The following is a 25,516-nucleotide window of genomic DNA, read 5'->3' as shown; positions in this document are numbered from 1 at the left end:
CAGCAGTGTGTGATGGCATAACGCCCACCCGCGCTCATGGGGGAGCCCAGGAACCGCCCCTGTATGTCCGTCTTGATATCGGCCAGCCAGATGCAGCCCATGAGCCTGTGGCCTTCCGAAACGCACTTGCGTTGGCACTGATCCATCCAACGTCGATTGCACTGCCAGGGGCCATAGTAGAGGGTCGTCCGCGTCTGCCCTTCACCGGGCCCCGCCATGACGGGACCTATCCATTTGGCGGAGGCTGGCGCTGCCCCCGGAGATACGTGCGTTCCATCAGTCGTTCCGCAACCCACGAGGGCTGCCATCCAGACCAGGGACCACATTGCTCGGAAGCTGCCACGAGAGGACATAAAGAGGTGGGGTTGAGAGTAGGTAGCCAGCAAACGCATCCACCAGTTTAGGCTACCGTCTAGAAAGAGCCTCCCATGAGCAAGCGAGTGCTGATCATCGGTGCCACCGGACGCACGGGCCTCCACCTCGTGGAGCAGGCGCTCGCGCAAGGCCTCAGCGTCACCGCCCTCGCCCGCCACCCCGAGGCGCTGGGCGACTTCCAGCACCGCGTCACCGTGGTGCCGGGAGACATCCTCGACCCGGCCGCCGTCACCCAAGCCGTGGCCGGAAGCGATGCCGTGCTCTGCGCCCTGGGCCCGCACCGAGACTCACCTTCCACGCTGTGCGCCCAGGGCACTCGCAACCTGCTCCGTGCCATGGAGTCCCACGGAGTGCGGCGGCTGGTCTGCATCACTGGAGCGATGATCGGCCATCCGCCGAAGCGGCTCGGCTGGCTATACCAGGTGATGCGCTCCTCGCTCCGCGACATGCTCCAGGACCGGCTCCAACAAGAGCAGCTCATCCTCGCCAGCCCTCTTGACTGGACGCTCGTGCGCCCGCCCCGGCTGAGTGAAGGACGGCCGCGCGGCATCTGGCGCGCGGGAGAGGACATCTTCATCGGCGCCCTGGCTCACATCTCCCGCGCCGACCTCGCGCACTTCCTGGTGCAGCAGCTCGAGAACCCCGCGTTCATCCGTCGCGCGGTGGCGGTGGCGTACTGACGGAGCCGGAGCCACGGGCCCACAGGTCCCGCGAGGCAAGCACCGCGCCCCCGACGATGAACAGGCAAGCCAGGGCGATGCCCACGTTCAGCCGCGCGCGGCCCGCGAGGATGAGCAGCAGCGTGGAGAGCAGCGGAGTGGCGTAAGAGAGCCCCCCCAGCGCCTTGATGTTCCCGCGCTTCATGCCCACGTCCCAGAAGAAGAAGGCGATGCCCATGGGACCCGCGCCCATGACGAGCAGGGCCAGCCACTCCCCTGGGCTGGGCGAGACCGTGCGCTCGAAGGCGAGGTGACACGGCACCGCGAGCACGGCCGTGACGCCGCAGAAGCCGCCCACGGCGTCCGTGGGCACCGAGCCGAAGCGCCGCGAGAGCACGGAGTACGCGGCCCAGCAGATGGCGCAGCCGAACGCCGAGGCATAGCCGACGGTGTACTCGGGGCGAAAGGAGACGCTGCCCCCACCCGTCACCAGCACCAGCGTGCCGCACAGCCCCAGCGCGGTACCGGCGAGGTGCCACCAGCGCAGGCGCTCACCGGGCAGCAGCGCCGAGAAGAGCACGAGCAGCAACGGCCACAGGTAGTTGATGAGGTTGGCCTCCACGGCGGGCGCCGTCTTCAGCGCCACGAAATAGAGGAAGTGGTAGCCGAACAGCCCTCCTACGCCGGTGAGCCACACCGAGGCGGGCTGGCGCAGGTGGCTCGCGATGTCCTCTCGCCGCGCCAGCCACTTGCCCAGCGACAGCACGAAGGCCACGGCGAAGCACAGGGCCATGGTCTGGAACGGCGGCAGGGTGCCCGTCCACGTCGTCAGCAGCGCCAGCGAGGCCCAGAGCAGGATGGCCCCCGCGCCAACGGCCGTGGTGCGGGAGGTGGCGGCTGCAGAGGAAGCGAGGGCCATGGCGGGGCCCTCCTTATATAGGAGCGAGGGCGATGCCCAGCCTTTGCGCAGCAGGGAGTCCTACCCCGGTCAGAGCGACTTGTTGAACAGGAGCGCCTCCTTCTTGCCAGTGAAGTGCTCCTCGCGGCACCCCTCGCCCAGGGCGGCCTTGGCCAGCCGAGGGCAGCTGCGCAGCGCCTCCAGACGGACGTTCTCCGGGACGCGGGGGTGGTTCACACAGAGCGCCCCCTGAGGACTCCATGCCGCCTCGAAGCGCATCCCCTTCTTCGGCTCGGACTTCTGGATGCCGATGGAGTCATAGATGTCGATCAACGTGCCCGCGCGCGTGGTCGCCTGGCCATCGCCGCAGTAGTCGGCGCGGACGAGGCGAACACAGGCCTGGTGATAGTCCCAGAGGTCGACACCCTGAGCGGTCTTCTTCCAGGGCTTGTAGCCAAAGCGGACGCACTTGCCCTCCGCGCCGCTGGTGCAGGTGAGCGTGAAGACGGTGTCGGGCGTGCGCTGCCGAGTCGCCGTGGCCTCCTCCACCACACCAACCAAGGGGAACGCGAGGCGCTTGCCCTCGGGGTCCTGCCCACAGAGCGGACGCCAGTTTCCCGTGGAGGCATCCTGCACCGACAACTGGTGGAGCCAGATCTCCCGCGCGCCATCCTTTGGATCCAGGAAGACGTCGTCGATGCGGATGTTCAAGGACGCCAGGCCCTGCTGAACCGTGAGCGTCGCGCCGACCAGGTCCTGGCTCTTCAGCGTGCGCCCGCTGGAGGTCTCAACATGGAACTCGGTGCCGACGACCCGCAGGGCGCGCAGCGACTCCTCGGCGGACGCCCGCCCTGCCATGCCGAGGGCAAGCAGGGCGAGGCATCCCAGGTGCGACCTACGGAGCACGCAACACCGTGCCATCACGCAGGGTGATGGCGGTGACGCGAGACTCGGGCGAGCTGTTCGTCTGAGGCGCGTTCACGGAGACAGTGCCCAGGGAGATGCCATTGAACCGGATGCCATTGAGCTTGACGCCGTTCAACTTCAAGCCGTTCACCTTCAAGCCGTTCGGCCAGGTGGTGTTCATCTCGATGCCGTTGGGCCACACATCGTTCATCTCGATGCCGTTGAACCAAATGCCATTGAGCTTGACGCCGTTCAGCTGACTGCCCGCTGCCGCGACAGTTGCGGTACCCATCACCACGGCTGCGACGAGAGCCATCTGGGTGAAACGCTTGGACATGAGGGTGCTCCTTCCATCGAGGGTGGAGCCGGGGGGCTCCACCCCGCACCCTAGCAAAGCGAGGCGGCAGGGCAGAAAGCCGAGCGCGCCCGCTCAGGGAGTCCGCTGCTGCGGCCACAGCAGCGAGGCGGCCTCGTACAGGCTGGCCTCGCGGAAGCTCACCTCGGCGGTGCTGTCCGTCTCGAGCCGGGCCTGCACGGACTTGGGCAGCTGTGCGTACAGGTCCTGCCCGAGCAGCTCTTCGATGTGGTCCACCGAGGTGCGTGCGTTGGCGAGGAAGGGGGTGATGTCCTCCTTCTTCGTGGGCGCGTCCTTCACGTTGGGGACCATGTACGCGAACATGCTCAGGTGCCCGTTGGGCAGCTCCAGGAGCACCGTCTTGAACTGGTGGGTGGGCACGGCGACGCGGCGCGCGTTGGCGCCGAGGGTGTCCACGGCCTCGGGCGGCAGCGGCTTGCCCTGCGCGTCGAGGAACAGGTTGCCGGTGAGGATGTGCGCCTTGCCCCCGCTGGAGCGCACCAGGTCGTTCACCGCGTCCTCCAGCGTGCGCCACGCCTGGCGGTTGAGGTTCGGGTGCTGGGGGGCGATGTTGCTCATCAGGTGGCTCTCGTCCATCGCCTCCTGCGTGGGCGAGTCCTCGGCCGGCTTCATGTGCCCGCGGTCCATCTCCGTGCCGGTGTAGTCCGAGGCCGTCACGCTGTCGCTGCCCAGCTCCGGGTCGCGCGTGAAGTTGCTCCGGTCCCGGTCCACGTCCACCGGAGTCTCCTGGATGTCCGAGGCCGACAGCAGGTAGCTCACGAAGGTGGGCACGTTCTTCGGCTGATCCGCCGACAGGCGCATGTACTCCTTCACCAGCGACAGGCCGCTGGTGGGGCCGTCGGGGCGCAGCGGATCCAGCTCTCCGGCGGTCTCGGCCACCTTGCTCTCGAACATGGCCGTCTGTTGATCCGGCACCCACCGGGTGTCCTGGATGCGGCCCGCCTTCATGTCGTTCAGGAAGGAGTCCAGCTCGGCGCGTGACAGCTGGCCATTGGCATCCCCGCTGAGCTGATCCGCGCGGCGCGCCACGGCGTCCTGCCAGTCACTGTCGAAGCCGTCCACTGCGACGGAGCGAGCGCCACCGGAGAGCTTCTGCTCCAGGGCCGTGCGCTGCTGCTGCACGGCGGTGGAGGTCAGGAAGCGCGCGTCCTCGGGTTTGGCCAGGTAGGCATCCACCTCGGCGGCCGACACGTTGCCATTGCCCCGGCGGCTGGCGGTGGAGCCGGCGGCGTCCGCGGCCTTGAGCAGCTCGGCCTGCCAGCCTCCCTCGGCCCAGCCGAACTTCTGCTGAAGCTGGGCGATGGGCGCCTCGCGGGCGCTGGAGCGGTTCCAGCTGCCCTGCTCGGAGGCCACCGTGTTGCCCACCTTCACCGAGGGGATGAGCGCCGGGCTCGGGCCTGTCGGACGGATCGCCATCGCGCCGGTCTCCTGAAGAAAGCCCCTGATCGGGACGGAGGGGGTACGGAATTATCTCCCTCAGCTTCCGAGAAGTTGCGCCTGGGGCACGCCCGCCTGTGAAACCAAGGGGTTGCGCGGCCCGGCTCAGGGGGCGGAGGGGTCGTCCTTCTCGGACTCCGGGGCGGAGCTCCAGCGGGGGGCTTCGTCGGGACCGGGGCGGCCCTCGAGCAGCTCGTGGGGGCGGAAGGCGGCCTTGTAGCGCAGCGAGGCGCAGCCGGACACGCGATAGCCCAGGTACACGTGGGGGATGCCGCGCTGGCGAGCGAGCTCCACCTGCTTCACGACGTTGGCGGTGCCCAGGGAGCAGTGGGCGTAGTCGGGGTGGGAGAAGAAGTACACGGCGCTCCAGGCGTGGGGCGTCTCGTCACAGATGCCGAGGGCCACGAGGCGGGGCCCGCCCTCGGCCGCATCGTCGTACCAGGCCACCTCGCGCACACAGGGGTGGGGGAAGGCGAACTGGAGGAAGTACTCGCGCTCGCCGATCGGCGAGGCATCCCACTCGCGCTCCTGCTCTCTCCAGGCGTGCCACGCGTGGTAGAGGGCGAGCCGCTCCTTGTCGACGCGAGGGGGGCCGACCTCGACGCGGAAGCGGGCGCAGGCGGTGCGGGCGCGGCGCTGGCTGCGGTTGGGGTGGAAGGTGGCGGTGGGGATGCGCAGGGTGACGCACTGAGCGCATGCCTGGCAGGCGGGCCGGAAGTAGACGGGGCCGAAGCGGCGCCAGCCGCGCTCCATCATCGCCTCATACTCCTCGGGCGACACGTCGGTCAGGACCTTCTGCTCGAGCGAAGAGAGCTGGTCGGGCAGGTAGCTGCACGGGCCGGGCTCTTCGATGGCGTGGTGGATTTCGTTCGCCATGGGTCCCTCTTGATTCGAGGGTTACCCGCGGGTTGTCAAGCAGGCCTCGGCCGCACGGCAGGCAAGTGAGCGGGAACGTCTGGCATCCTCCGGGTGTCCACCTCGGGTGCTGATCGTGTCCTCGTCCCTCTTCCGCTTCCTCGTGGTGCTGCTGACCTTGGGAACCTCTCTCTCCGCGAGCGCCTCCAACACGCCCGCCGCGGATGCCTTCGAGACCTACCTGAATCCCCCCGCGCCGGCCGCGGACAGCTTCGAGCCACTGCCGGCCCCTTCCCGTGCGACTCCAGGGAACGAGGTTCGAGCCCTGGCCCACGGACGCGTGGAGACAGTGGACGCGAAGGGCGGCTCGCTGACGCTGGAGCACTTCTATTACGAGAACCACGAACTGCTGCGCCTCCGCACCCAGTACACGGGGCTGGAAGCCGTGACACTGCCCACGGGCGCGCTCGTCACACGCGGTCACCCCCTGGGCCGAGTAGCCGCAAAGTCCCAGCTCTCGGTGACGCTGCACACCACCAAGGCCCTCTCAGCCGCCGAGGCCCGTGCCTTCCTCCAATCCCGCGCCCGCCTGCCGCTGCCAGCGAAGGAGCCCGTGCTGCTGCTCGTCTCGCACACGAACTACGCGATGCGGCTGTACGAGCGCGGCCGCGAGGTAACGCGCGTGGAAGTGGGCTTCGGCCAGGCCGAGGGCCGCAAGCAGGTGCGCGGCGACAACCGCACGCCCATGGGCATGTACCACGTGGTGCAGAAGCACCGAGGCAGCTTCACCGGGGCCTATGCCGAGTACTACGGAGGCCACTGGATCCGCCTGAACTACCCCAACCCCTGGGACGCGGACCGGGGCCTGACGCAGGGCCTCATCACCCGCGAGGTACGAGACCGCATCGCGCGCGCCTGGGCCGAGCGCAAGGCCACGGAGGCCTCCACGCGCCTGGGCAGCGGCATCGGCTTCCACGGCTGGGTGGGCCCCTGGACGCTGGAAGAGACGGGCGGCCGACTCTCCTGGGGCTGCGTGGTGATGCACACCCCGGACATCACCGCGCTCTACGAGAAGATCCCCGAAGGCGCCATGGTCGTCCTCTTCTGACCGTGGGTCCCCTCCAGCAGCCTCCCCTGACACAGCGCGTCCAATCCGACGCACGGAGTCCTCCCCGCCGAACCCACGGCGCACGTGACTGGCGCATCGCGTCGGAAGCGGCTTAAGTGCGCGCAGGCACCCCTCCGACTTCTAATGAGCCACTCCGCCGCTGCTGACATCCGCATCGGGACGGTCCTGCGGGACACGTACGAACTCACTTCACTGCTGGGCAAGGGGGGCATGGGCTCCGTGTTCCTCGCCCGGCACCTGCGCCTGCCGGGCAAGCAAGTGGCGGTGAAGGTGCTCCTGCATGACGAGGAGCTGAGTGACGAGCAATTCGCGCGCTTCCGCCGAGAGGCGGAGATCGCCTCCCAGCTGGGCCACCCCAACATCGTCGAGGTGCTGGACTTCCACACCCTGGAGAACGGCGCGCCGTACATGGTGATGGAGTACCTGCGCGGCGAGAGCCTCGGGCACCGGCTGAAGAAGGGCCGCATGTCCATCCGCGAGGCCTTCTCCGTGGCCCGGCAGATGGGCTCGGCGCTGCAGGCGGCCCACCGCGCCGGCGTGGTCCACCGGGACTTGAAGCCCGCCAACGTCCAGCTGGTGCCCACCGACTCGGAAGGCATGATTACCGAGCGGGTGAAGCTCATGGACTTCGGCATCTCGAAGCTCATGGGCTCGCAGACGCTGCAGACGCAGGAAGACGTGCTCATGGGCACGCCGCGCTACATGTCGCCCGAGCAGGCCATGGGCAAGAACAAGGACATCGACGCGCGCACGGACATCTTCGCCCTGGGCACCATCGTCTACGAGATGCTCAGCGGAGACTCGCCATTCGCCGGGGCCACCATCGCCGAGGTGGTCTACCGCGTCGTCAACGAGCCGCCCGAGTCGCTCGCGGTGCGCTGTCCGGACCTGCCCGCCCGCGCGGTGGCCGCGGTGGACAAGGCGCTGGCCAAGAACCCGAAGGACCGCTTCCAGGACGTGGCCACCTTCATCGCCGAGCTGACCGGCACGCCGCTGCAGTCGCTCGCCAGCCTGGGGCCGGATCCGACGCCCTACTCGCCCCGGGGCGCGCTGCCGCCCTCCAACCCGTCGCTCCATGACGACGAGAGCGCCTCGGAGGCCACCTTCGTCCCCGCGCGCCAGTCCGCCGCCGGCGCGCCCGCCCCTGCTGCCCAGCCCGCCTCGCCGAACCCGGCCGCCCTGGCGGACCCAAGCGTGGAGCCCGGCTCGACGCTGGCCGCGTTCCGGGCCGCCGAGGCCGCCGCCCCCGCCGCGCAGCCCTCGCTCGCGGTGAGCGTCTCCCGGCGCCCGACGGACCTCTCGTTGCCGGCGGTCCAGCCGGCCGCGCCTCAACCCGCGCCTCCGGCCACGCCCGCGCCGCCCGTCGCGGCACCTGCCCCCCGCTCCAACGCGAAGCTCGGGGTGGCGGCCGTCGTGGCGGTGGTGCTCCTCGGCGTCGGAATCGTCGGAAGCCGGTTCCTCAAGACCGAGACGCCCCCGAGCCCTCCGCCCGAGACGCCCACCGTCACCGCCCCGAACCCAACCATCGCGCAGCCGCCCCCCGTGGCGCCGACGCCGCCCCCGGAAGTCAAACCGGAGCCGCCGCCCACCACGCCGCCGAGCACGCCTCCGACCGTGGCCACCACCCCCACCGAGCCCGCCAACACGGAGCCCGCCAACACCGCGCGTCCGCAGACGCGCCCGGACAAGCCCGAGGCCGTGCCCGAGTCGGTGCGCCAGGAGCTGGAGGAGGCCGAGCGCGCGCTGACCTCGGGAGAATTCGACAAGGCCATCCGCCTGGCCCAGCGCAGCCAGCAGACGCGCAAGACGGAGGCCGCGTACGAGCTGCTCGGGCGCGCCTACTGCCACAAGGGAGACCTGGGCAACGCGAGGGCGCAGTGGCGCAACCTGTCCTCCAAGGGCAAGGCGCGGCTGGCGAAGTACTGCAAGCCTCACGACGTCAACCTCTGAGGCTCCAGGGCCCCGGAGGCGGCAGCACCACGGCCCCACGGGAGGGGGCACACATGAGAATCACCCTGGCAGTGGTCATCGCGGGGGCGCTGTGCGGCGCCAGCGCATGGGCAGCGGCTCCGGTCGGCGCCGGCAAGGTGTACGCGGGCAAGGAGGGCGAGTCGGTGGCGATCATCCCGCTCACCGGCCCGGAGTCCAAGGACGGCAAGCAGGTGCTCCTCTACGTGCAGGGCACCAGCAGCGAGTTCGACGGCAAGGCGCTCCTGCACACGATGAGCGAGACGAACAAGGGCGCGGACTACTTCACCCCGTACCGGGGCGAGAACTTCTACACGCTGGTGGTGCGCGACTCGTGGGGCACCAAGCGCTACGAGCTGTGGGTACCTGGCAGGAAGGACGGCCTCTCCGTCACCTTCGACGAGAAGCGCACCCAGGCGCTCAAGGCCGAGGACATCTACTCCCAGCACCAGAAGCAGAAGTCGGACGGCACGCTGGGCAAGCTGGCGGCGTTCAACCGCAAGGAGCGCGAGGACGGCAACCAGCAGTCCTTCGCCGATGAGCTCAAGGCAATGAACGAGGCGTGCGGCACGAAGGTGACGGCCAGCATCGACTGGAAGAGCGTCTCGGACGACGTCATCAAGAAGTACAGCATCGCCTCGTACTGCGCGAACCCGCTCAGCTCGCTGCGGGGGCTGTGTGACTCGGCGGCGGGGAAGAAGGCCATCACGGCCAAGGTGAAGAAGCTCACGTGCCAGTTCGGCACGGAGCTGAAGCTGGCCATCCAGGAGGGCACCGTGAGCTGGACCACGGCCCCGGACGCCGCCAATCAGGAAGAGTTCGCCACGAAGTACTTCGAGAAGAACCTCTAACCGGAGCTTGTCTCATGCACTCTCGACACCTGTTGGCCACCGCGGCCGCCCTGCTGTCCAGCACCTCCTGGGCCATCGAGCCCCCCTGGGGCAAGGCGGAGAACCTGGGGGAGCAGCGCATCCTGGAGAAGACCTCGGTCTGCACGGACGGCAAGGGCCACTACGTGGTGCTGGCGCCCGACGAGCAGAAGACCACGCAGCTCTTCTATGGAGATGGAAAGACGTTCGTCCAGGTAGCGCCGCCGCCCTGGGGCCTGGCGGGCGACTCGTTCCTGGATCCGCGCTTCTTCAACAAGACGGCGAACGAGAACTTCCGGGGCATCGACTACCGGGTGTTCTCGGAGGTGGAGCTGGACAAGGAGAAGAAGACCTGTTCGGTGCGCTGCGGCGAGAAGACGATTGCCTTCACGGTGATGGAGGCCGAGCCGGCGGCGAAGCTGCTGACGGGGGCCAAGTACGAGCCGAACCCGCAGAAGTACGTGCCGCACGCGCTGCTGCGCGACACGGACGGCAACTACTACTTCGTGGAGCGCGGCTTCCGCTCGGAGGACGAGAAGAAGTTCCGAGTCCACGTGGGCCCCAAGGGGAGCCTGAAGCTGCAGGAGATGAAGGACATCATCTCCGACTCGGAGGGGCAGATCTTCTCGACGAAGAAGGGCGAGCTCCGGTTGGTGGTGGACCGGGCGCAGGCGCCGATATGGATCTCCGGCAACAAGAAGAAGCTGGAGCTGCGCGTGGTGCCCGTCGAGCAGAACCTGCCGCTCATCTACAACGAGCTCGGAGTGTATTCGGGGGCCCGCCTGGGCACCCCGTGTGACGACCAGTAGCGCGTCCCTCTCCGGAGGGACACCCGGGAGCCCTGGCACACCGGCCGGGCTCCCGGGCCCTTCGGCCCGACCTAGTTGCTGACCGTCATGGCACCGAGCTGAGTGGTCTGGAAGTCGACGCCAGTGTTCGAGCCCGCCCCGTTCAGGTCGCAGTAGGTCCAGCGAATCCCGTTATCGGAGCTGAACCGGAACGTGTACGAGTAGCTCCCGGCCGCCGGCGCCACGAACGAGCCCACGAACTCGTCGTTGTTGCCCACCTGCGTGTTGTGGACCGCCGAGAAGAACCGCCACGTGTTGGTGGTCAGCGGGCTCGACGCCGTCGGCCCATAGCCCACCTCGGCGATCCACCCCGCGGGCGCACCGCCGCCATCCGTGACGCCCGCCTCGTAGAGCTGGCCGTAGAGGAACGGCGTCGCCTGTCCCGTCGTCACCGTGAAGCTGGCGGGGAACTGGAGGTTGCAGTAGTCCGCCTCATCCGTGTTGCCCGTCTCGTTGAGGCTGCCGGTGAAGGTGAAGGCGTTGCCCACCGTCAGGTCCGGCGTGCCGATGGCCACGTTGTTCTTGAAAAGCACATCCACCCGAGTCGGGGTGGCGCTGCCCGCCGCGGCGGTGCAGGTGGCCTCGGTCGGCCCCAACACGGTGCAGGGGCCCTCCGCCCCGGTCCCGAACCTCGCCCTCATGCCCGGCCCGAAGTCCGTGCCCATCACGGTGACGACGGTCGAAGCCGCGATGCTGGGAGCGTCATCGGGCGTCATGCCCGTCACGGTGAGGTTGATCGTGTCATTGGGCAGCCCAGGCGTCGACGACGGATCCGACCGGAAGTCGTTGCGGTTGTTATCCGTGTCTGTGCTGTTGGGCGAGCGGACCAGGGACACGGTCGAGTTGCCGTTCGGCCCCAGGTACAACGCCGTGGCGCCCTCGTACATCGCCAGGCCATTGCTGGCCACGTTCGTGTCCAGGTTGGCCCCCGCGGGGTCATAGCCCACCGCATCCAACAGGGTCGCCGGAATCGCCGCGGAGACAAGCTGGATGCTGTCGCCACCGTTGTTCTCCGGATCCAGCGTGGCCGTCTTCACATCCACGCCGTTGACGAAGTTGGGCACCAAGGTTACGCCGCTCAAAGCCGCATCGGCGACCAGGAGGATGCCGTCCGCAGGGATACGGGTTCCTGCGGGGAAGGTGAAGCTCACCGCAGTGTTGGGCTGGCCCGCCTGCGCGCCCTTGCCCTCGACGTCGATGAGCCTCGCGCCGCCGATGACGGAGCCGCCCGGCCCGGCGATCTCGATGAAGCCCTTGCCGTCGTCCCCGCCCGAGGGATCGATGAACAGCTCGTTGATGACAGCCACCTTGCATCTGCCGTTGGCACCGCCCCGGCTGTGGGTGATGCGCGAGCCGCGCTGGCCCGCCTCGTAGAAGCTCACGCACCAGTTGGTGGCCGTGTCGTTGCCTCCCGCCGTCGTGCCGCTCAGGTCGAGCTGCGTGGAGCTACCCGCGAAGCCCACGAAGTCCGCCGCCGTCAGTGGCACGTCCGGGTTGGTGACGAAGGAGCGGAAGTCCACCGCGTCCTGCAAGTTGCCCGCCGGAGCCGCCGAGTAGAGCGCCAGCGCGTCGCCCGTGTCCGCCAGGGCGAAGCTCGTGCCCGGATCGCCATAGACGAAGCCCACGCCCGGAGGAATCGCCCCGGAGGGATTGGCCACGCCATAGAGGTAGCCCGTGGCGCCGATCGTCACCGGCGTGCCCGCCGTGCCGTTCGGGTCCGTGACAGCGCGGAGGGTCACCATCTGCCCCGCCGCGTTGCGCAGGGTGAAGCCATGCACATCCAGGGGGACGCCCGTGGTGTTGTGCAGCTCGATGAACTCCGAGCCCAGGGCGCTGAACTCGCTGATGAGGATCTGCCCCGCCTGGCTGCCCGGCGTCACCGGCACGCAGGCCCCGGTGCTGCACGTCTCATACGACTGGCAGCGCGTGGTGGTCGGCGTGTCCTGGCACGTGCCCGTGTCCTCCTGGCAGGCGGAGGTGTAGCTCACCACCGAGGTGCCATCGGCCGAACAGGTCGTCGCCGGCGGAGTACACGTCACCCCCGAGCACGGCCCGCTCCCGCCCACCATGACGTCCTCGGAGCGGCTGAAATTTCCGGCTCCGTCGAGGACCTTGAGGGCGAAGTAGAGGTCGTTATCCAGGGTCAGGCCCGTCACCAACACGGACTCCGAGGTGCCCGGGTTCTGCGGCGCCCCCGTGGGGAACTCGGTGGCGGAGGCGAAGTCCGTCTCGCTGTTGATGGGAGAGGTCGAGTACCGCAGCTGATAGCTGGAGGCCCGGCCCAGGGAGCCGTCATCGCCCACCGCCATCCACGCCACCGTGACGCTGGTGGCGGAAGACTGGGTCGCGGTGATCACCACCAGGTCCGGCGAGAGGTTGTCCACGACGGTGAACACGGTGCTGGTCGCACCGATGAGGTCATCGGCGCTCGCCGCGAGCTGGAAGTCGGTGGCCTCCTGGTCGATGGAGAGCGCGCTGAAGGTCGCCACGCCGCCCGCCGGGGACACGGTGCGCGTGCCGCTCAGGGTGGCATTGCCGCCACCGCCCAGCAGGGACACCGTGACCTGGGGAGCCGTCGCGGTGGTGGTGTTGTCGTAGGCATCCACCAGCGTCACGCTGACCGGGTTCAGCGTGCTGCGCACGGTGCCGTTCGTCGGCTGCTGGGAGAACACGAGCTTCGCGGGGCTGCCGGCGACGACGTTCGTCTGCTCGTCGTCCGTGAGCGCGGCGTTGCCCGTGTCCGTCACGGCGATGACGCGAGGCCCGCCGGTGCGCAGCTCGACGAGGAAGGGCTGGGTGCCCGAGTCAGAGGCGGTGAAGGTGTAGTTCGGCGGCAGCACGGCGGCGGGGTCCGTGGAGGTGAAGCGCACAGTGCCGGTGTAGCCAGTGGCCACGTTGTTGAAGGCGTCATACGCCGTGACGTCGACGGAGTCCGACGTGCCCGCGGTGAGCGAGGCCTCCAGCCCGGTGAGCGCCAGGCGCGTGGCGGCGCCGGGCGCCACGAGGATGCTGGCGCTGGCGTTGCGCGTGCCGTCGCTGACGCGCAGCGGCTGGGTGCCCGCGGTGCCAAAGGTGGCGCTGAACATGCGGCTGCCCGCGTCGCCCGGGGTGAAGGTGTAGTTGGCCGGCAGCGTGGCCTGAGTGTCATCCGAGCTGAAGCTCACGGTGCCGGTGTAGCCGGAGACGACGTTGTTGAACGTGTCGATGGCGCTGACGGTGACGCTGAAGGCGGTGCCCGCGGTGGCGTTCGCCGGAGCGGAGAAGGCCAGGCTCACCACGGCCGCCGCGTTCACGGTGAGCGACTCGGTGTCCGTGAGGCTGGCGTTGCCAATGTCCCGCGCGGTGATGGACTGGGGCCCGGCGGTGCGCAGCTCCACGTTGCTGAAGGTCTTCTGGCCCGCATCCAGCGCGGTGAAGGTGTAGTCGGACGGAATCACCCCGTTGGTCTCGGTGGAGGTGAAGGAGACGGTGCCCGTGTAGTCGATGGCGATGTTGCCGGCGCTGTCGCGCAGCGTCACCTCAAGGGAGAAGGGGCTGCCGGCGGTGACGGAGGCGGCGGACGCGGTGAGCACGAGCTGCGTCGCCGCGCCGTTGACGACGTCCACGGTGAGCGAGTCGGTCAGCGTCCCGTTGACGGTGTCCGCCACGGTGACGGTGCGGCTGCCAGCGGTGCGCAGCACCACGCCATTGGTGAACACCTTGCGGCCCGCATCCCCGGCGGCGAAGGTGAAGTCGGCGGGCAGGGTGGCGGCGGCGTCGTTGGACGTGAAGCGCACCGTGCCCCGGTAGCCGGAGGCGATGTTGTTGAACGCGTCATACGCCGTCACCTGCACGGAGCCCGGCTGGCCCGCGCCGACAGGCGCCACGAGGCCCACCAGCTCCAGGTGGTTCGCGGCCGCAGGAAGGATGGCGAACGCGTTGCTCTGCGCCGTCGGCACCGTGCCCCCGACAGTGGCCTCGAAGAAGTAGCCAGTGCCCGCGGTGGTGATGCTCAGACCGGGGAAGGAGGCCACGCCGGCCACGGCGTTCACCGTGCGCGTGAGCGTGGGGCCGCCCCGCAGGGTCAGGGTGACCGCCGAGGTGGCCGAGGTCACGGTGTCTCCGTTGATGTCACGCAGCGCCACCTTCAGCTCCGGCAGGACCGAGTCCGCGGCGGTATCGACCGGCTGGACGGTGAAGACGAGCTGGGTGACGGTGGGGTTGGGCGTGGACACGGGCAGGGTGGCCGAGCGCACCGAGTTGCCCGCGCTGTCCGTCACCTTCAGGGCCACATAGTAGTTGGAGCCCGGGGTGAGCCCGGTGAGGGTGGCCTGCTCCGCGCTGCCGCCGGCCTGGGGCGTGCCCGTCGCCACCGGCGTGGCCGCGGCGAAGTCCGCGTCCGAGACGATGTTGGAGGCGGAGTAGCGCAGCTCCTGGCTCGTGGCGGTGCCCAGCACGCCGTCATCGCCCACGGCGGTCCACCGCACCTCGATGCTGGTGGGAGCGGTGGTGCCCTGGCTGAGCTGCGGCGCGGCCGGGGCCACGTCGTCGACGATGTTGAACGCGCTGCTGGTGGCGCTGTTGAACGTGCCGGCCGTGGCGACGAGGGTGTAGCCGGTGCCCTCATGCGTAACGCTCAGGTCGGTGAAGGAGGCCCTGCCATCCACTGGGGAGAGCGTCGTCGTGCCACCCAGCACCCCGCTTGCGGGGTTGAGGGCCAGACTGACGGCGGGCCCACTGACCGCCGTGACGTTCTCGAAGCGGTCGAGGAAGATCACCTCGACCTCGGACATCGCAGCGCGTACGGAGAAGCGGCTGAGCGGGTGCCGGTTGAAGAGGATCCGGAAGGTCGCCGCGGCCCCGACCTGCACCTCCGCTTCGACCGTGAGGCCCGGGTTGACGGAGTCGGTCACCGTCACCCGCTGGGTGCCCGCGCGCTGGAGGGACAGCCCGGTGAAGGTCTTCCGACCCGCGTCGGCCTCGGTGAAGGTGTGCTCGGCGGGCATCGGCGCAAAGCCGTCGGTGGAGCTGAAGCGCAGCGTGCCCCGGTAGTTGGTGGCCAGGTTGCCAAACGCGTCCTTCACCGTCACGTCGACGCTGGTCGTGTCGCCGGCGGTCATGCTGGCCGGCAGCCCGCTGAGCTCCAGCACGCTCGCGGCGGCGGGCACCACATCGAAGAGCGGAGAGGTGGCCGCCGTCAGCGCACCCGAGGTGGCCCGCAGCGAGTAGCCCGTGCCCGCCTTCTTGAAGAGGAGCTCGGGGAAGCGCGCCACGCCGTCCACCGCGCTGACGGTGAGCGAACCCTCGGGCTGTCCGCCGCCGGGGCCCGAGGCCAGCTCCAGCGTGACGGTGCCCACGACCTCTCGCACCGTGGCCCCGGTCTCGTCCTGGATGGACACCTCGAGCACGGGGCTCATGAGCGCGCCCGCGGTGGCCTCGAGGGGCATGGCGGTGAAGGCCAGCTTCTTGGGCTGCAGCGCGACGAACTCGACGGTGGGCCGCGAGCTGAGCACCACCGGCTCGCCGTCGGTCTGCACCCGGGCCGTCACCTGCTTGGCGCCCCCGCGGGTGGACACCAGCTTCGCCGTCATCACGCCCTCGGTGTTCGTCTTGCCCGAGGCGGGCCTGAGCGTGTTGCCCTCGCCGGACACCTCCAACATCACCGTGCGGTCCGCCATCACCACGCCGTCCCCCTTGCGCACCGTGACGGTGATGGAGACCTCGTCGGCACCGTCGGCCCGCACGTTGGAGGTACGGCTCAGCTCCACGCTGGACTTGGCGGCATCCGGCAGCTGCTTGGAAGGAGGAGGAATGGGCGGCTGCGCACTGTCACCGCAGCCGAAGGTGAGTCCCACGAGGAGGGTGCCCAGAGTCAGGCACCAGCTGAGCGACGGGGAACGAAGGGACATAGATGGCTCGAGGCGGGAGAGATGAGGGATCCGCGCCTGGGGCAGCAGCGCGGGAACTCCTGTTTTCTACCCGACAGGATGACTGAGCAGGAACACCTACAAACCCGCCATCCCCGAGGCGTGGAAGGCGCGAAAATCGCTCGCTCCGCTGCTCTTCCAGCGCTTTCCGGACTCTGTGCTGATCAGCCCTGCTCGTTCGGCCGCCCAGCCATACCCTACGTGAGGCCGTAAGCGTCGTAGGCACACTCCGCGAACGCACTCCGAGCCAGGCTCCTCAAAGCAAAGGGCCCGGAGCCGCCAGTCGGCCCCGGGCCCTCACTCACTCACTCAGCAGACGACGCGCCTCAGTTGCAGAGCGCGCTGCCGCCGGTGCCCGCCGGGCAGCCCTGGCCGACGCAGAACTTCACGCCGCTGTCGATGACCGCGTGGTTGCCGGACTGGTCGTGCGGCACGAACACGCGGCAGTTGCTCTGGGCGGTGCCGCCCGGGCCGTTGATGGCGTAGTGGACGGTGTAGACGCGGCCGTCACCGGTGCCCTCGCGCTCGGCGCGCACCTTGAAGGCCTTACCGTTCGCGGCGATGGTGATGTCATCGCAGGTGCGGCCATCGCCGTTGCCATTCGCGTCCTCCACCTCGTCCGAGGAGACCCGCAGGATGGTGCCGTACTGGTCCGCGGGCAGCGAACCACCGCAGGTGTCCTGCGCGGGGGCGGCGCAGTCGGCGAGCGTGAGGTCCACGTACTTGTGGTTGGGGGGCCAGATCTCATTGCCCAGGGACGCGCCGGGGACAGGAGCGCCCTCACCCTCGCTGTTCACCGTCACGTCGAAGCTGCACGCGGCGGTGTTGCCCAGGGTGTCGGTGGCGGTGCAGGTGACGACCGTCTGGCCCACGGGGAAGGTGGAGCCCGAGGCGTGCGAGCAGGTGACGCTCGGCGCGCCGCAGTTGTCGCTGGAGCCCACGTTGAAGTGAGCCACCGGGCCGCCCTCCACGCACGCGTTGATGACGATGGGAGCGGGGCAGGAGATGGACGGAGCCGTGGTCTCCGGGCGCACGGTGACGTTGAAGCTGCACGAGGCCATGTTGCCGGAGCCATCCGCCGCGCTGCAGCTGACGGCCGTCTGGCCCAGCGGGAAGGTGGCGCCCGAGGCGGCCGAGCAAGTAACGGGGGCCGGGCCGCAGTTGTCGGTGGCCGAGGCCTGGAACGTGGCCGCCACGCCGTCGGCGTCACACGTGTCGACGGTCTGCGAGGCGGGGCAGCTCAGGGCGGGCGGGGTGACGTCCACCACGGTGACGGTGCCGACGCACTGGGCGCTGGCGGCACCGTCGTTGGCGGTGAGCGTGACGGGGTGGCTGCCCAGACCGAACGGGCCGGCGGGCGCCTGGGTGACGGTGAACGGACCGGGCTGGCCGTCCGGATCATGGCTGCCGTTGTTCACGTCGCCGGAGCCCTGGCACTGGGCGTTGGCGTTGACGGTGACGTTCTGGCAGATGGCCACGGGCGGCACGCTGGTCGGCGGAGCGCCGCAGGTGACGTCCACCTCGGCGGAGGCGCCGTTGTTGGTCTCATCGCACTCGGTATCGCGGCCCGAGCCGGAGCCGTCGTCATCGGCGACGACGAAGATCTGGTTGGCGCCGCCCACCGGCTGGGCCCCCACCGACAGCAGGACGGGGGCGAAGCCATCGACGGGAATGGCGGAGGTCAGCGTCGTCACCCCGAGCAGCGTGCCGCCGGAGGCGGGATTGCCCCGGTAGAAGGACACCTTGAGGCCAGCGGCCACGGGGGTATCGCCCTGGTTGACGATCTGCGCGCTGATGTTGAGCGAGGACTCGGAGCACGCGGCGCTCAGCTCGGAGACGGTGATGTCCGGAGCGGCGTAGGGGCTCTCGCCGTCGCCGAAGTAGTTGGCGACGTTGGAGTGGAAGGTGTTGAGGCGGGGCTTGAGCCAGTGGCTGACGGGGTGAGCGGGGATGGTGCCGTCATTGTTCACGTTGGTGATGGAGTAGGCCGACTGGTTCCAGATGCGGCGGGTGCGCGCCCAGCCCTCGAGGCGGTCGTGGTACACGCGGATGCCGTTGTAGGGCGGATAGGCGGTGTTGTTGGTGGCCACGACGATGTCGGCGGCGAAGTCACCGTCCACGTCGGCGATGATGGGGCTCTCGTGGGTGGTGCCGGTGCTGTGGCGCGTCTCGAAGCGCACCTGGCCGGTGGCGCCGTTGTAGATGCGCAGCGACACCTCGTCGGCGTAGAGCAGCTCCATCTGCCCGTCGTCCTCGAAGTCGAACGCGGAGGAGCCCGACTTGCCCGAGCTCCAGTCCTGGATGGTGCTCGTCCACTTCACGGTGCCGTTGGTCTCCAGCATGGAGATGGCGTTGTCACCGACGACGGCGACCTCGACGGTGCCGTCATTGTCGAAGTCGGCGATGGTGGGCGCGCCGCCGCAGCCGTTGGCGCAGCCGCCGGGGATGTCGATGCTCCACTTCAGGGCGCAGTTGTCATCCATCAGGCTCACCTTGCCGTGGCCCGAGACGACGACTTCACCCTGGATGTCGCCATCGAAGTTGCCCACGCCCGCGAAGCCGTGGGGGATGTCCGTGTTGGCGCAGTGGAGCGAGCCGTCGGGGTTGTAGATGGAGCGACCGTTGACGAGCTCCTGCGTGCCGTCCTGGTCGATGTCGGCGGCGAAGGAGACGGGGCCGGTGTACTGGGCGCCGCCCATGCCATCGGAGCCCACCCACTTCAGCGCGCCCGTGTTGCTGTAGACGCGGTTGCCGTCGAGGATCTCCACGGTGCCATCACCGTCGAGGTCCGCCAGCGAGGGGCCGCCCCACTCGTTGTAGTCGAAGGCGTCCTCGGCCGAGCGGAACTTGAAGGTGCCGTCGTTCTCGTAACAGATGATTCCGCGACCGTTGTGGGGGATGCCACAGATCTCCACCAGGCCGTCGTTGTCGATGTCGCCGGCGGCGATGCTGGCGGCGGCCTTGATGCGGTGGGCCGGATCCATGGAGGCCCAGAGGTCATGCCCGTCATCGCCGCTGATGGCGCGCAGCACGCCCTCGCGCCAGTCGTTGCCGGCGAAGGTGCTGAAGACCACGTCGGGGATGCCGTCGCCGTTCACCTCCACGACGATGGGCGTCATCATCACCTGCTTGAACTCGGGGGCCAGCGTGCTGCCCGTCCACTCCCACTGGAGCTCGGGCTGGAAGTTCGGGGTAAAGGGCGGAACGACCTGGCACGTGTCCGAGAGGTTGCCGGCGCCACGCGCGCCCGAGCCGTCCTCCGAATCGATGAGGCTGCACCCACCTCCTGTTGCCAGTACGACGACTGCTGCGATTCCACGGATCCCGCGTCCATGACTCATGTCGCGTCTCCTTCTCATTCGGGGATTCCCGGCTTACTGCGACTGTTCAACACTCGGGATCTTGAGACAGCCCATTTCCTTGGGATCCAAGAAAAAACGAATGAGCGCGTTTTGCCGTGCTGTGTGGGGAAGAAAGGCGGCGGGCGCGGACTTCTACGGCGCGGGTGTAGCGCCTGAGCGGTCACGGCACCGGATGTGGGGCGCAGCCGTAGCTGCACCCATCGCACCGGGGGCGCGTGGCGCGTCACTGGGCGTGAGGCGTGGGGTTCACTCGACCGAGAGCGCGGACTCTCCGGACGCGGGGCGCAGCTCGGCGGGCACGGGGGTGAGCTCGGCGCCCTTGAGCTGACAGGAGAGCTCGGCGCGTTCGAACTCGCGCACGGGAGAGAGCGTGGCGGCGCGGCCGAACTGGACCTGGCTGGTGGCGACCAGGAGCTCCTGCTTCTTGCCCGCGTCGCTGTCGCTGTACACAGCGGAGAGGGCGCGCACCTCGGAGGGGAGCTTCACCTTGAGCCGGGCGCGGCCGGCCTCGCGCACCACCTCGGCCTGCAGCGGGGGCTTCGGATCTCCATAGGCGGGGAACACCTTGCCATCGGCGATGCGAATGGCCCACTGCACCAGGCCCACGTCCTTGCCGCTGCGTTCGCACGGGTCGGCGGCCTCCGGGCCCTCGGGAGACAGCCACAGCTCGACATGATCATCGGCGAGCCACTTGGCGCTGGGCCCGGTCCAGGTGTCGTCGCTCACCTCGAGGAAGAGCACGTTGTCCTGGGCGAGCACCGCCAGGAGGTGCGCATCGGCCTCCACCTTGTCCTGCGGCTTGCCCAGGAGCACGAAGCCACTCCGAGCCGAGCAGCGCCCCAGCCCGGTGCGCTTCCAGCCCTCCTGGAGGAAGTCGGCGGGCAGCTCGACGCGCGGCAGCACGGAAGCCTCCGTCGAGGTGGTGTCGCTGTCGGGGGAGACGTCTCCGGGGTCCAGCTTGCAGTCGGCCACCTGCCGGCTCACCCGGCTCTCGAAGGTGACGAAGTCGAAGCGCGACTCGGAGGTTTCGGGAGACACCGTCGCGAAGGTGCGGTGCTCTTCCCGCAGCAGCGACAGGGGCGAGAGCTGGGCCACGACGGTGTTGGACCAGCGCCAGTTGGAGCCGCCGCTGCGGGTGGCGGTGAAGCGGTTGCCGTCGATGGCCACCTCGTCCTCGCCCATGCCGGCGGCGCCATACCCGTCGTTGCAGGCGTCGAGGAGCTTCACCACGGACTTATCGGGGCGTCGCAGCCACCACTCGCGCTGCTCGCACTCGGCGCCCTCCTCCGGGTCACGGGGCCCGAGCGCCAGCTCCACCACTGTATGACCCTTGAGCGCGGGGGTGGAGTCCTTCACCTCGCAGCGGGGACGGCTGCCGCACACATCCTTGTCCCCCTTCTCCTGGGCGAAGGCTGGCATGGCCAGCACCGCCCCGAGCAGCACGACCTTCCCCGCGACATGGATCCGCGACACGGTGAGACCTCCTGGAGGGCAGCGTGCCCGAGGCGCCTCCCAGTATGAACGCCCTCGAAGCCCTGGAGGCGGCGAGATGTCAGCCCCCATACGCAAGAGGCGTCATGAGCGGCGCTCGGGAGGCCCCCTCCCCGGCATGCTCGGCGTATACCGGTCCGGAAACCGAGGTCGCGCCGAGTCCTCTCCCCTTCCCGAGGGCCGCAGTCATGTCTCAGGAACGCTTCACGACGAGCCGCGAGGTGTACCACCGCATCCGCTGGGACCCTCGGCTCGACGCGCGCGAGTTCGTCATCGGCTACGACGCGCACTCCGAGGAGATGGAGGAGATGCCCTTCGAGGCCTTCGTCCCGGACGGAGAGATTCCCTGGCACCGCGTCTGGTACTTCCGCCGAGGCCCCGAGGTGGTGTGGGACCGGCGCAAACGCATCGACACCCTGGCGACGCTGGCCCCGGCGGCCGCGGAAGAGCCCGCGCCGCCACCCCCACCGCCCTCGCATCACCACGCCCACCACGAGACACCGCGCTTCACCCCGATTCCCTCCTACCGCTACGACGCGCGCACAGGAGCCTGGGTAGAAGCCCTGAGGGGCGCCAGCGACTCCGAGCCCCTGCCCTCCCTCGCGGAGCTCACGGTCGCCTCCTTCAACGTCCTCTTCGACCTGTACGACCCGGAGCTGCTCGACACCCGGAGACGTACCGCAGCGGCCCTCTCCCTCCTGCGCTCGGTGGACGCGGATGTCCTGGCCTTGCAGGAAGTGACCGGGCCCTTCCTCTCCGCGCTGCTCGAGGCCCCCTGGGTGCGCGAGCACTTCTTCCTCTCGGAGGGACCGGCCGCCACCACGGTGACGCCCTACGGCCAGGTCCTCCTCTCCCGCTTCCCCTTCACCACGCTGAACCAGTGCGTCTTCTCGCGCGACAAGCGGGTGATTGCCGGCGAACTCTCGCTGCGCGGCGGTCCGCTGTGGGTGGCCACGCTGCACCTGACGAGCAGCCGGGACGCCGCGGGCATCGGCATGCGGGCCAAGCAGGTCCGGGTGATCAACGACTGGGCGCGCACGTTTGATGAGGCGCCTGAGACGCCCGACCTCCTGTTGATGGGCGACTTCAACCTGGGAGACGAGGACGCGCCCGAGGCCCACGCCTTCGCGGACGCGGGCTTCACGGATGCCTGGAGCACGCTGCGCCCGGGAGAAGCCGGCTACACGTACGACCCGGCGCGCAACGCCATGGCGGCGCTCACCACCACCACCCAGCGGAGCCAGCGCCTCGACCGGATGCTGGTGCGCTCACCGCTGGGGCGACTGAAGCCTCAAAAGGTGAGCCTCTTCGGCGAGACGCCCATCTCTGGCAAGCCGTCGCCGGGAGGAGATCCGCTCTTCATCTCGGACCACTTCGGGCTGAGCTGCACGCTGCTCCGAGGTGCGCCGACCCGAGCGGCGCCCGCGCCCGAGCCGGCTGGGCCCCCCCGGGTACTCTCGGTGCCGCCGGTACATCAGGCGGCCGTGGTGCTCATTCCACCGGAAGAGCTGTGGAGTCCCATCGAGGCGATCCGGTCCCGACACGATCGGACCTACCTGCGCTGGATGCCACACGTGACGCTGCTCTACCCCTTCGTTCCGGATGAGTACTTCGCCGAGGCGGAGGCGCTCATCGCCGAGGCGCTCCGGGACGTGAAGCCCTTCCAGGTGACGCTCACCAGCTTCGACTCCTTCGAGCAGCGCTCGAGTGTGACCGCCTGGCTCCGCCCGGAGGCCCATCCCCACGGCGCGCTCGAAGCCTTGCAGTCGGCGCTCGAGGCGGCGCTGCCACAGTGCGACGAGCAGGGCCGGAAGTCCGAGCGAGGCTTCACGCCACACCTGAGCGTCGGCCAGCTCCCGCGCTCCAGCCCCGCTGAGGTCAGACGCACCTTCGCCGCGTGGGAGCGAGACTGGAAGCCGCTCACCTTCGAGGTGCGCGAGGTGTGCCTGATCAGCCGGCACGGCGACCACCCCTTCGAGGTGCGTCGGCGCGTGGCGCTCGGTGGAGGCAAGGGGCCAAGGCCCTCCAGTCCCCCCTCGGAGGGAAGCCCTGCTCCCACTCGGGAGTCCGGAGAGGCGCTGCGTTCCATGCTGAAGGCGCGCGGGGAGTGGGAGTCCGCCGAGTCCCGCCAGCAACGCACGCAGGCGGTGAGCCGGCTCGAAGCGGTGTGCGCGAAGCTCGGGCTGGAGCTGCACCCCTATGGCTCGTACCTGCTCGGAACGGGCAGCGCGAGCAGCGATGTGGACGCGATCGCGATCGGCCCCTCGCACTTGTCACGCGAAGGCTTCGCCAAAGCGCTCCTCGCCGAGCTGTCCGGACAGAAAGGCTTCGGGGGCGGACGCTTCGTGGAGGACGCCGCCATTCCGATGGTGAAGCTGACGCTCGACGGGGTGCATTTCGACGTGTCCTACGCGAGCCGTCCCGAGGGCGTGGAGCCCTGTCCGCCGGCGGAGCTGCTGACCCAGCACGGCGAGCAACTGGACACGGCAGGCTTCCGCTCGCTCAACGGCTGGGCTGACACGAACGCGCTGCTCGAAGTCGTGGGACGAGAGGGCGCGGGGCTGGAGCGCTTCCGCACGGTCCTGCGCGCGGTGCGAGCATGGGCCAAGACGCACGGTGTGTACTCGCACGCGCTGGGCTACCTGGGAGGCCTGTCCTGGGCGGTGCTGGTGGCCTGGGACTGCGTGCGAGCGCCTCGGGAGGCGTCGAGCTCGGAGGAGCGCCAGCTGGCGCACTTCTTCGAGACATTCGCCGCCTGGCCGTGGCCCCAGCCGGTGACACTGACGCCAGAGACGGCGCGCTACAGCCCGAACGGGAAAAGGGATTTGATGCCGATCATCGCCCCCGCGCAGCCGCTGCGAAACACCGCGCGCAACGTGTCGCGCTCGACGCTGCAGGTGCTCCGAGAGGAGTTCGCCCGAGCACAAGACCTGCTCCACCGGGCACGCGAGGAAGGCACCCCCGAAGCCTGGCAGGCACTGTTCACGCCCGTGGACCTCGCAAAGGACCTGAGCACCCGTCTGGAGGTCACCGTCGAGGCCGAGACGTCCGAGGCGCGAGAGATGGCCGCGGGCTGGGTGCTCGGACACCTCACGGCACTGGTGTACCGACTGGAGGGAGACCGGAGGCTCTTCGCCCGACCGTTCCCGAACACGAACCCAGAGGGCCCCTTCACCATCGGCCTCGCCGCCAGGGGCGCGAACGGCGCGGAGGCGCTCTCGGTGCGTGCTGGCAGCCCGCTCTCGCGCACACTGGACGAGTTCCGCGAGTCCTTCCAGGCGTGGAGCCATCGCCCCCCGAGCGCGACGCTCTCGGTGCGGCTCACGCCCTACGAGCAGCTCAGTGGAAGTAGCTGAGCTGAAGCCGCGCGAAGCGGTGACCGGAGAGCCGAGGGTCTGGGGGCTCGGCCATCTCCTGTGAGCGGAAGACGAAGCTCAGGTCGAACTCGAACTTGCTCCCGCGCAAGGCGAAGCCGAAGTCGGTGTCACCGACGAAGGGCGTCTTGCGAACGCTGATGCTCTTGCGAAAGAACGTCCCATCCAGGAACAGGTTGCGCGCCACCCACCGCACCTGCCCCCGGGCGAAGAGATAGGCCTCGAAGGTGCGCTCCGGGACGTCCGGCGTCGAGGAGACCTCGGGAGCCTTGCCCTCGGCCTCCTCGCGGGCGCGCTTGGCCTTGCGAACGGAGGGCATGATGGGCGCGAGTCCGAACGGCCGGGCGAGCAGGCCGGCGCGCACGGTGCCGCCGAGACTGGCGTTGGTGAAGACGGTGCCCACCATGGCGCCAGCGGACCAGGTGGCATCCACGTAGCGGCTCCACAACAGGGGCTGTTCGCGCAGCGCGGAGACGTGGAAGGCGGGCTCGGTGGGAAGCTGGGCCTCCCAGCCGACGGGAATCCTGGCCACGACGTGGCCGAAGATGTTGTTGAGCGCTCCGTGCCACTCCCGCTGCACGACGCCTGCTCCGGCGGGAGGACCAATGACTCCCACGGTGGCCTGAAGCGTGAGCCGGGAGGAGTCGGTGGGCTCCTCATCGACAGCGAGGTGCTGGAACAGCAACCCGCCATGGAGCCACCCGCCATAGGGGCGGTCATTGGGGTCGGGCCAGGGCAGCTCGCCTTCGTTGGGGACGATGCGGCTGGGGGTGTACATGTTCTGCGCGAGCGAGCCACCGCAGGGGTAGCGGTGATCGACCGAGTCAGGGAACCCGAGGGCTAGGGCCAGCTCGCGGCAGGCGTCATACTCGCCATGGTGTTCGAGGCGGATGCCGTTCGAGTAATAGCGGTCGCTCTGGACGAGCACGTCATTTTCGAGGTGCAGGGTCGTGACGAAGGGCAGCTTGGGGTCCACCGCCGGAGGAGTGGCGGCAGGGGCCTGGGCCAGGACGGACGAGAGCAGCGCGAGGGCTCGCAGCATGCCGCCAGTGTAGCGCCGGGA

At 69.2% G+C, this 25,516-nt stretch carries 15 protein-coding genes; 6 read left to right on the top strand and 9 right to left on the bottom strand.

Annotation, left to right across the window (positions count from 1 at the left end; translation table 11 throughout):
- Positions 1–428 precede the first annotated feature (428 nt).
- Positions 429–1,055: an NAD(P)-dependent oxidoreductase gene (locus SYV04_RS33855; protein WP_321550133.1), complete on the top strand. Its 627-nt coding sequence runs from the start codon at positions 429–431 to the stop codon at positions 1,053–1,055.
- On the opposite strand, the gene yddG is transcribed toward SYV04_RS33855, so the two are convergent.
- From yddG to SYV04_RS33830, 5 genes are all read right to left on the bottom strand, one after another.
- Positions 1,024–1,953, bottom strand: a complete 930-nt coding sequence (gene yddG / locus SYV04_RS33850) for an aromatic amino acid exporter YddG (protein WP_321550132.1) — start codon at positions 1,951–1,953, stop codon at positions 1,024–1,026. The genes SYV04_RS33855 and yddG overlap by 32 nt on opposite strands.
- A gap of 69 nt (positions 1,954–2,022) precedes the next feature.
- Complete coding sequence (locus SYV04_RS33845) at positions 2,023–2,790, bottom strand: ADYC domain-containing protein (RefSeq protein WP_321550131.1); 768 nt, start codon at positions 2,788–2,790, stop codon at positions 2,023–2,025.
- 37 nt (positions 2,791–2,827) lie between these two features.
- Complete coding sequence (locus SYV04_RS33840; protein ID WP_321550130.1) at positions 2,828–3,175, bottom strand: hypothetical protein; 348 nt, start codon at positions 3,173–3,175, stop codon at positions 2,828–2,830.
- 93 nt (positions 3,176–3,268) lie between these two features.
- A complete protein-coding gene (locus tag SYV04_RS33835) occupies positions 3,269–4,630 on the bottom strand; it encodes a DNA/RNA non-specific endonuclease (RefSeq protein ID WP_321550129.1) in 1,362 nt (453 codons plus the stop codon).
- Between the two features lie 126 nt (positions 4,631–4,756).
- The gene (locus SYV04_RS33830) at positions 4,757–5,527 is read right to left on the bottom strand and encodes an arginyltransferase (RefSeq protein ID WP_321550128.1); all 771 of its coding nucleotides are present in this window, start codon (positions 5,525–5,527) and stop codon (positions 4,757–4,759) included.
- A 115-nt stretch (positions 5,528–5,642) separates the two neighbouring features.
- On the opposite strand from SYV04_RS33830, the gene SYV04_RS33825 reads away from it, so the two are divergent.
- The 4 genes from SYV04_RS33825 to SYV04_RS33810 all read left to right on the top strand — a co-directional run bounded on the left by SYV04_RS33825 (position 5,643) and on the right by SYV04_RS33810 (position 10,281).
- Entirely contained in the window at positions 5,643–6,614 is a 972-nt protein-coding gene (locus SYV04_RS33825) for a L,D-transpeptidase (protein WP_321550127.1), read from the top strand.
- A gap of 144 nt (positions 6,615–6,758) precedes the next feature.
- Positions 6,759–8,585, top strand: coding sequence for a serine/threonine-protein kinase (locus SYV04_RS33820; protein ID WP_321550126.1), 1,827 nt, complete (start codon positions 6,759–6,761; stop codon positions 8,583–8,585).
- Positions 8,586–8,638: 53 nt separating this feature from the next.
- Positions 8,639–9,454 (top strand): hypothetical protein, encoded by an 816-nt coding sequence (locus tag SYV04_RS33815; RefSeq protein WP_321550125.1) that lies wholly within the window; start codon positions 8,639–8,641, stop codon positions 9,452–9,454.
- Between the two features lie 14 nt (positions 9,455–9,468).
- Positions 9,469–10,281: a hypothetical protein gene (locus SYV04_RS33810; RefSeq protein ID WP_321550124.1), complete on the top strand. Its 813-nt coding sequence runs from the start codon at positions 9,469–9,471 to the stop codon at positions 10,279–10,281.
- 71 nt (positions 10,282–10,352) lie between these two features.
- On the opposite strand, the gene SYV04_RS33805 is transcribed toward SYV04_RS33810, so the two are convergent.
- From SYV04_RS33805 to SYV04_RS33795, 3 genes are all read right to left on the bottom strand, one after another.
- Complete coding sequence (locus SYV04_RS33805) at positions 10,353–16,208, bottom strand: Ig-like domain-containing protein (protein WP_321550123.1); 5,856 nt, start codon at positions 16,206–16,208, stop codon at positions 10,353–10,355.
- 344 nt (positions 16,209–16,552) lie between these two features.
- Positions 16,553–19,567 carry an HYR domain-containing protein gene (locus SYV04_RS33800; RefSeq protein ID WP_321550122.1) on the bottom strand — a complete coding sequence of 1,005 codons (3,015 nt, stop codon included), beginning with the start codon at positions 19,565–19,567 and terminating at the stop codon, positions 16,553–16,555.
- 267 nt (positions 19,568–19,834) lie between these two features.
- A complete protein-coding gene (locus SYV04_RS33795) occupies positions 19,835–21,061 on the bottom strand; it encodes a hypothetical protein (RefSeq protein WP_321550121.1) in 1,227 nt (408 codons plus the stop codon).
- Positions 21,062–21,267: 206 nt separating this feature from the next.
- Here SYV04_RS33795 and SYV04_RS33790 point away from each other — a divergent pair, with 206 nt between their 5' ends.
- Positions 21,268–24,435 carry a poly(A) polymerase gene (locus SYV04_RS33790; RefSeq protein ID WP_321550120.1) on the top strand — a complete coding sequence of 1,056 codons (3,168 nt, stop codon included), beginning with the start codon at positions 21,268–21,270 and terminating at the stop codon, positions 24,433–24,435.
- Here the strand turns inward: SYV04_RS33790 and SYV04_RS33785 are convergent.
- Entirely contained in the window at positions 24,419–25,495 is a 1,077-nt protein-coding gene (locus SYV04_RS33785; protein ID WP_321550119.1) for a lipid A deacylase LpxR family protein, read from the bottom strand. The genes SYV04_RS33790 and SYV04_RS33785 overlap by 17 nt on opposite strands.
- Positions 25,496–25,516: the final 21 nt, after the last annotated feature.

This window comes from Hyalangium ruber, assembly GCF_034259325.1.
Classification (GTDB): Bacteria; Myxococcota; Myxococcia; order Myxococcales; family Myxococcaceae; genus Hyalangium_A; species Hyalangium_A rubrum.
The sequence above is the reverse complement of the archived record's forward strand: the minus strand, read 5'-3'. Positions and strand labels throughout refer to the sequence as shown.

Excerpts from the sequence above, each read along its gene's own strand:
- SYV04_RS33855 (WP_321550133.1), top strand. The coding sequence starts at position 429 with ATGAGCAAGCGAGTGCTGATCATCGGTGCCACCGGACGCACGGGCCTC.
- yddG (WP_321550132.1), bottom strand. The coding sequence starts at position 1,953 with ATGGCCCTCGCTTCCTCTGCAGCCGCCACCTCCCGCACCACGGCCGTT.
- SYV04_RS33845 (WP_321550131.1), bottom strand. The coding sequence starts at position 2,790 with ATGGCAGGGCGGGCGTCCGCCGAGGAGTCGCTGCGCGCCCTGCGGGTC.
- SYV04_RS33840 (WP_321550130.1), bottom strand. The coding sequence starts at position 3,175 with ATGTCCAAGCGTTTCACCCAGATGGCTCTCGTCGCAGCCGTGGTGATG.
- SYV04_RS33835 (WP_321550129.1), bottom strand. The coding sequence starts at position 4,630 with ATGGCGATCCGTCCGACAGGCCCGAGCCCGGCGCTCATCCCCTCGGTG.
- SYV04_RS33830 (WP_321550128.1), bottom strand. The coding sequence starts at position 5,527 with ATGGCGAACGAAATCCACCACGCCATCGAAGAGCCCGGCCCGTGCAGC.
- SYV04_RS33820 (WP_321550126.1), top strand. The coding sequence starts at position 6,759 with ATGAGCCACTCCGCCGCTGCTGACATCCGCATCGGGACGGTCCTGCGG.
- SYV04_RS33815 (WP_321550125.1), top strand. The coding sequence starts at position 8,639 with ATGAGAATCACCCTGGCAGTGGTCATCGCGGGGGCGCTGTGCGGCGCC.
- SYV04_RS33810 (WP_321550124.1), top strand. The coding sequence starts at position 9,469 with ATGCACTCTCGACACCTGTTGGCCACCGCGGCCGCCCTGCTGTCCAGC.
- SYV04_RS33805 (WP_321550123.1), bottom strand. The coding sequence starts at position 16,208 with ATGTCCCTTCGTTCCCCGTCGCTCAGCTGGTGCCTGACTCTGGGCACC.
- SYV04_RS33800 (WP_321550122.1), bottom strand. The coding sequence starts at position 19,567 with ATGAGTCATGGACGCGGGATCCGTGGAATCGCAGCAGTCGTCGTACTG.
- SYV04_RS33790 (WP_321550120.1), top strand. The coding sequence starts at position 21,268 with ATGTCTCAGGAACGCTTCACGACGAGCCGCGAGGTGTACCACCGCATC.
- SYV04_RS33785 (WP_321550119.1), bottom strand. The coding sequence starts at position 25,495 with ATGCTGCGAGCCCTCGCGCTGCTCTCGTCCGTCCTGGCCCAGGCCCCT.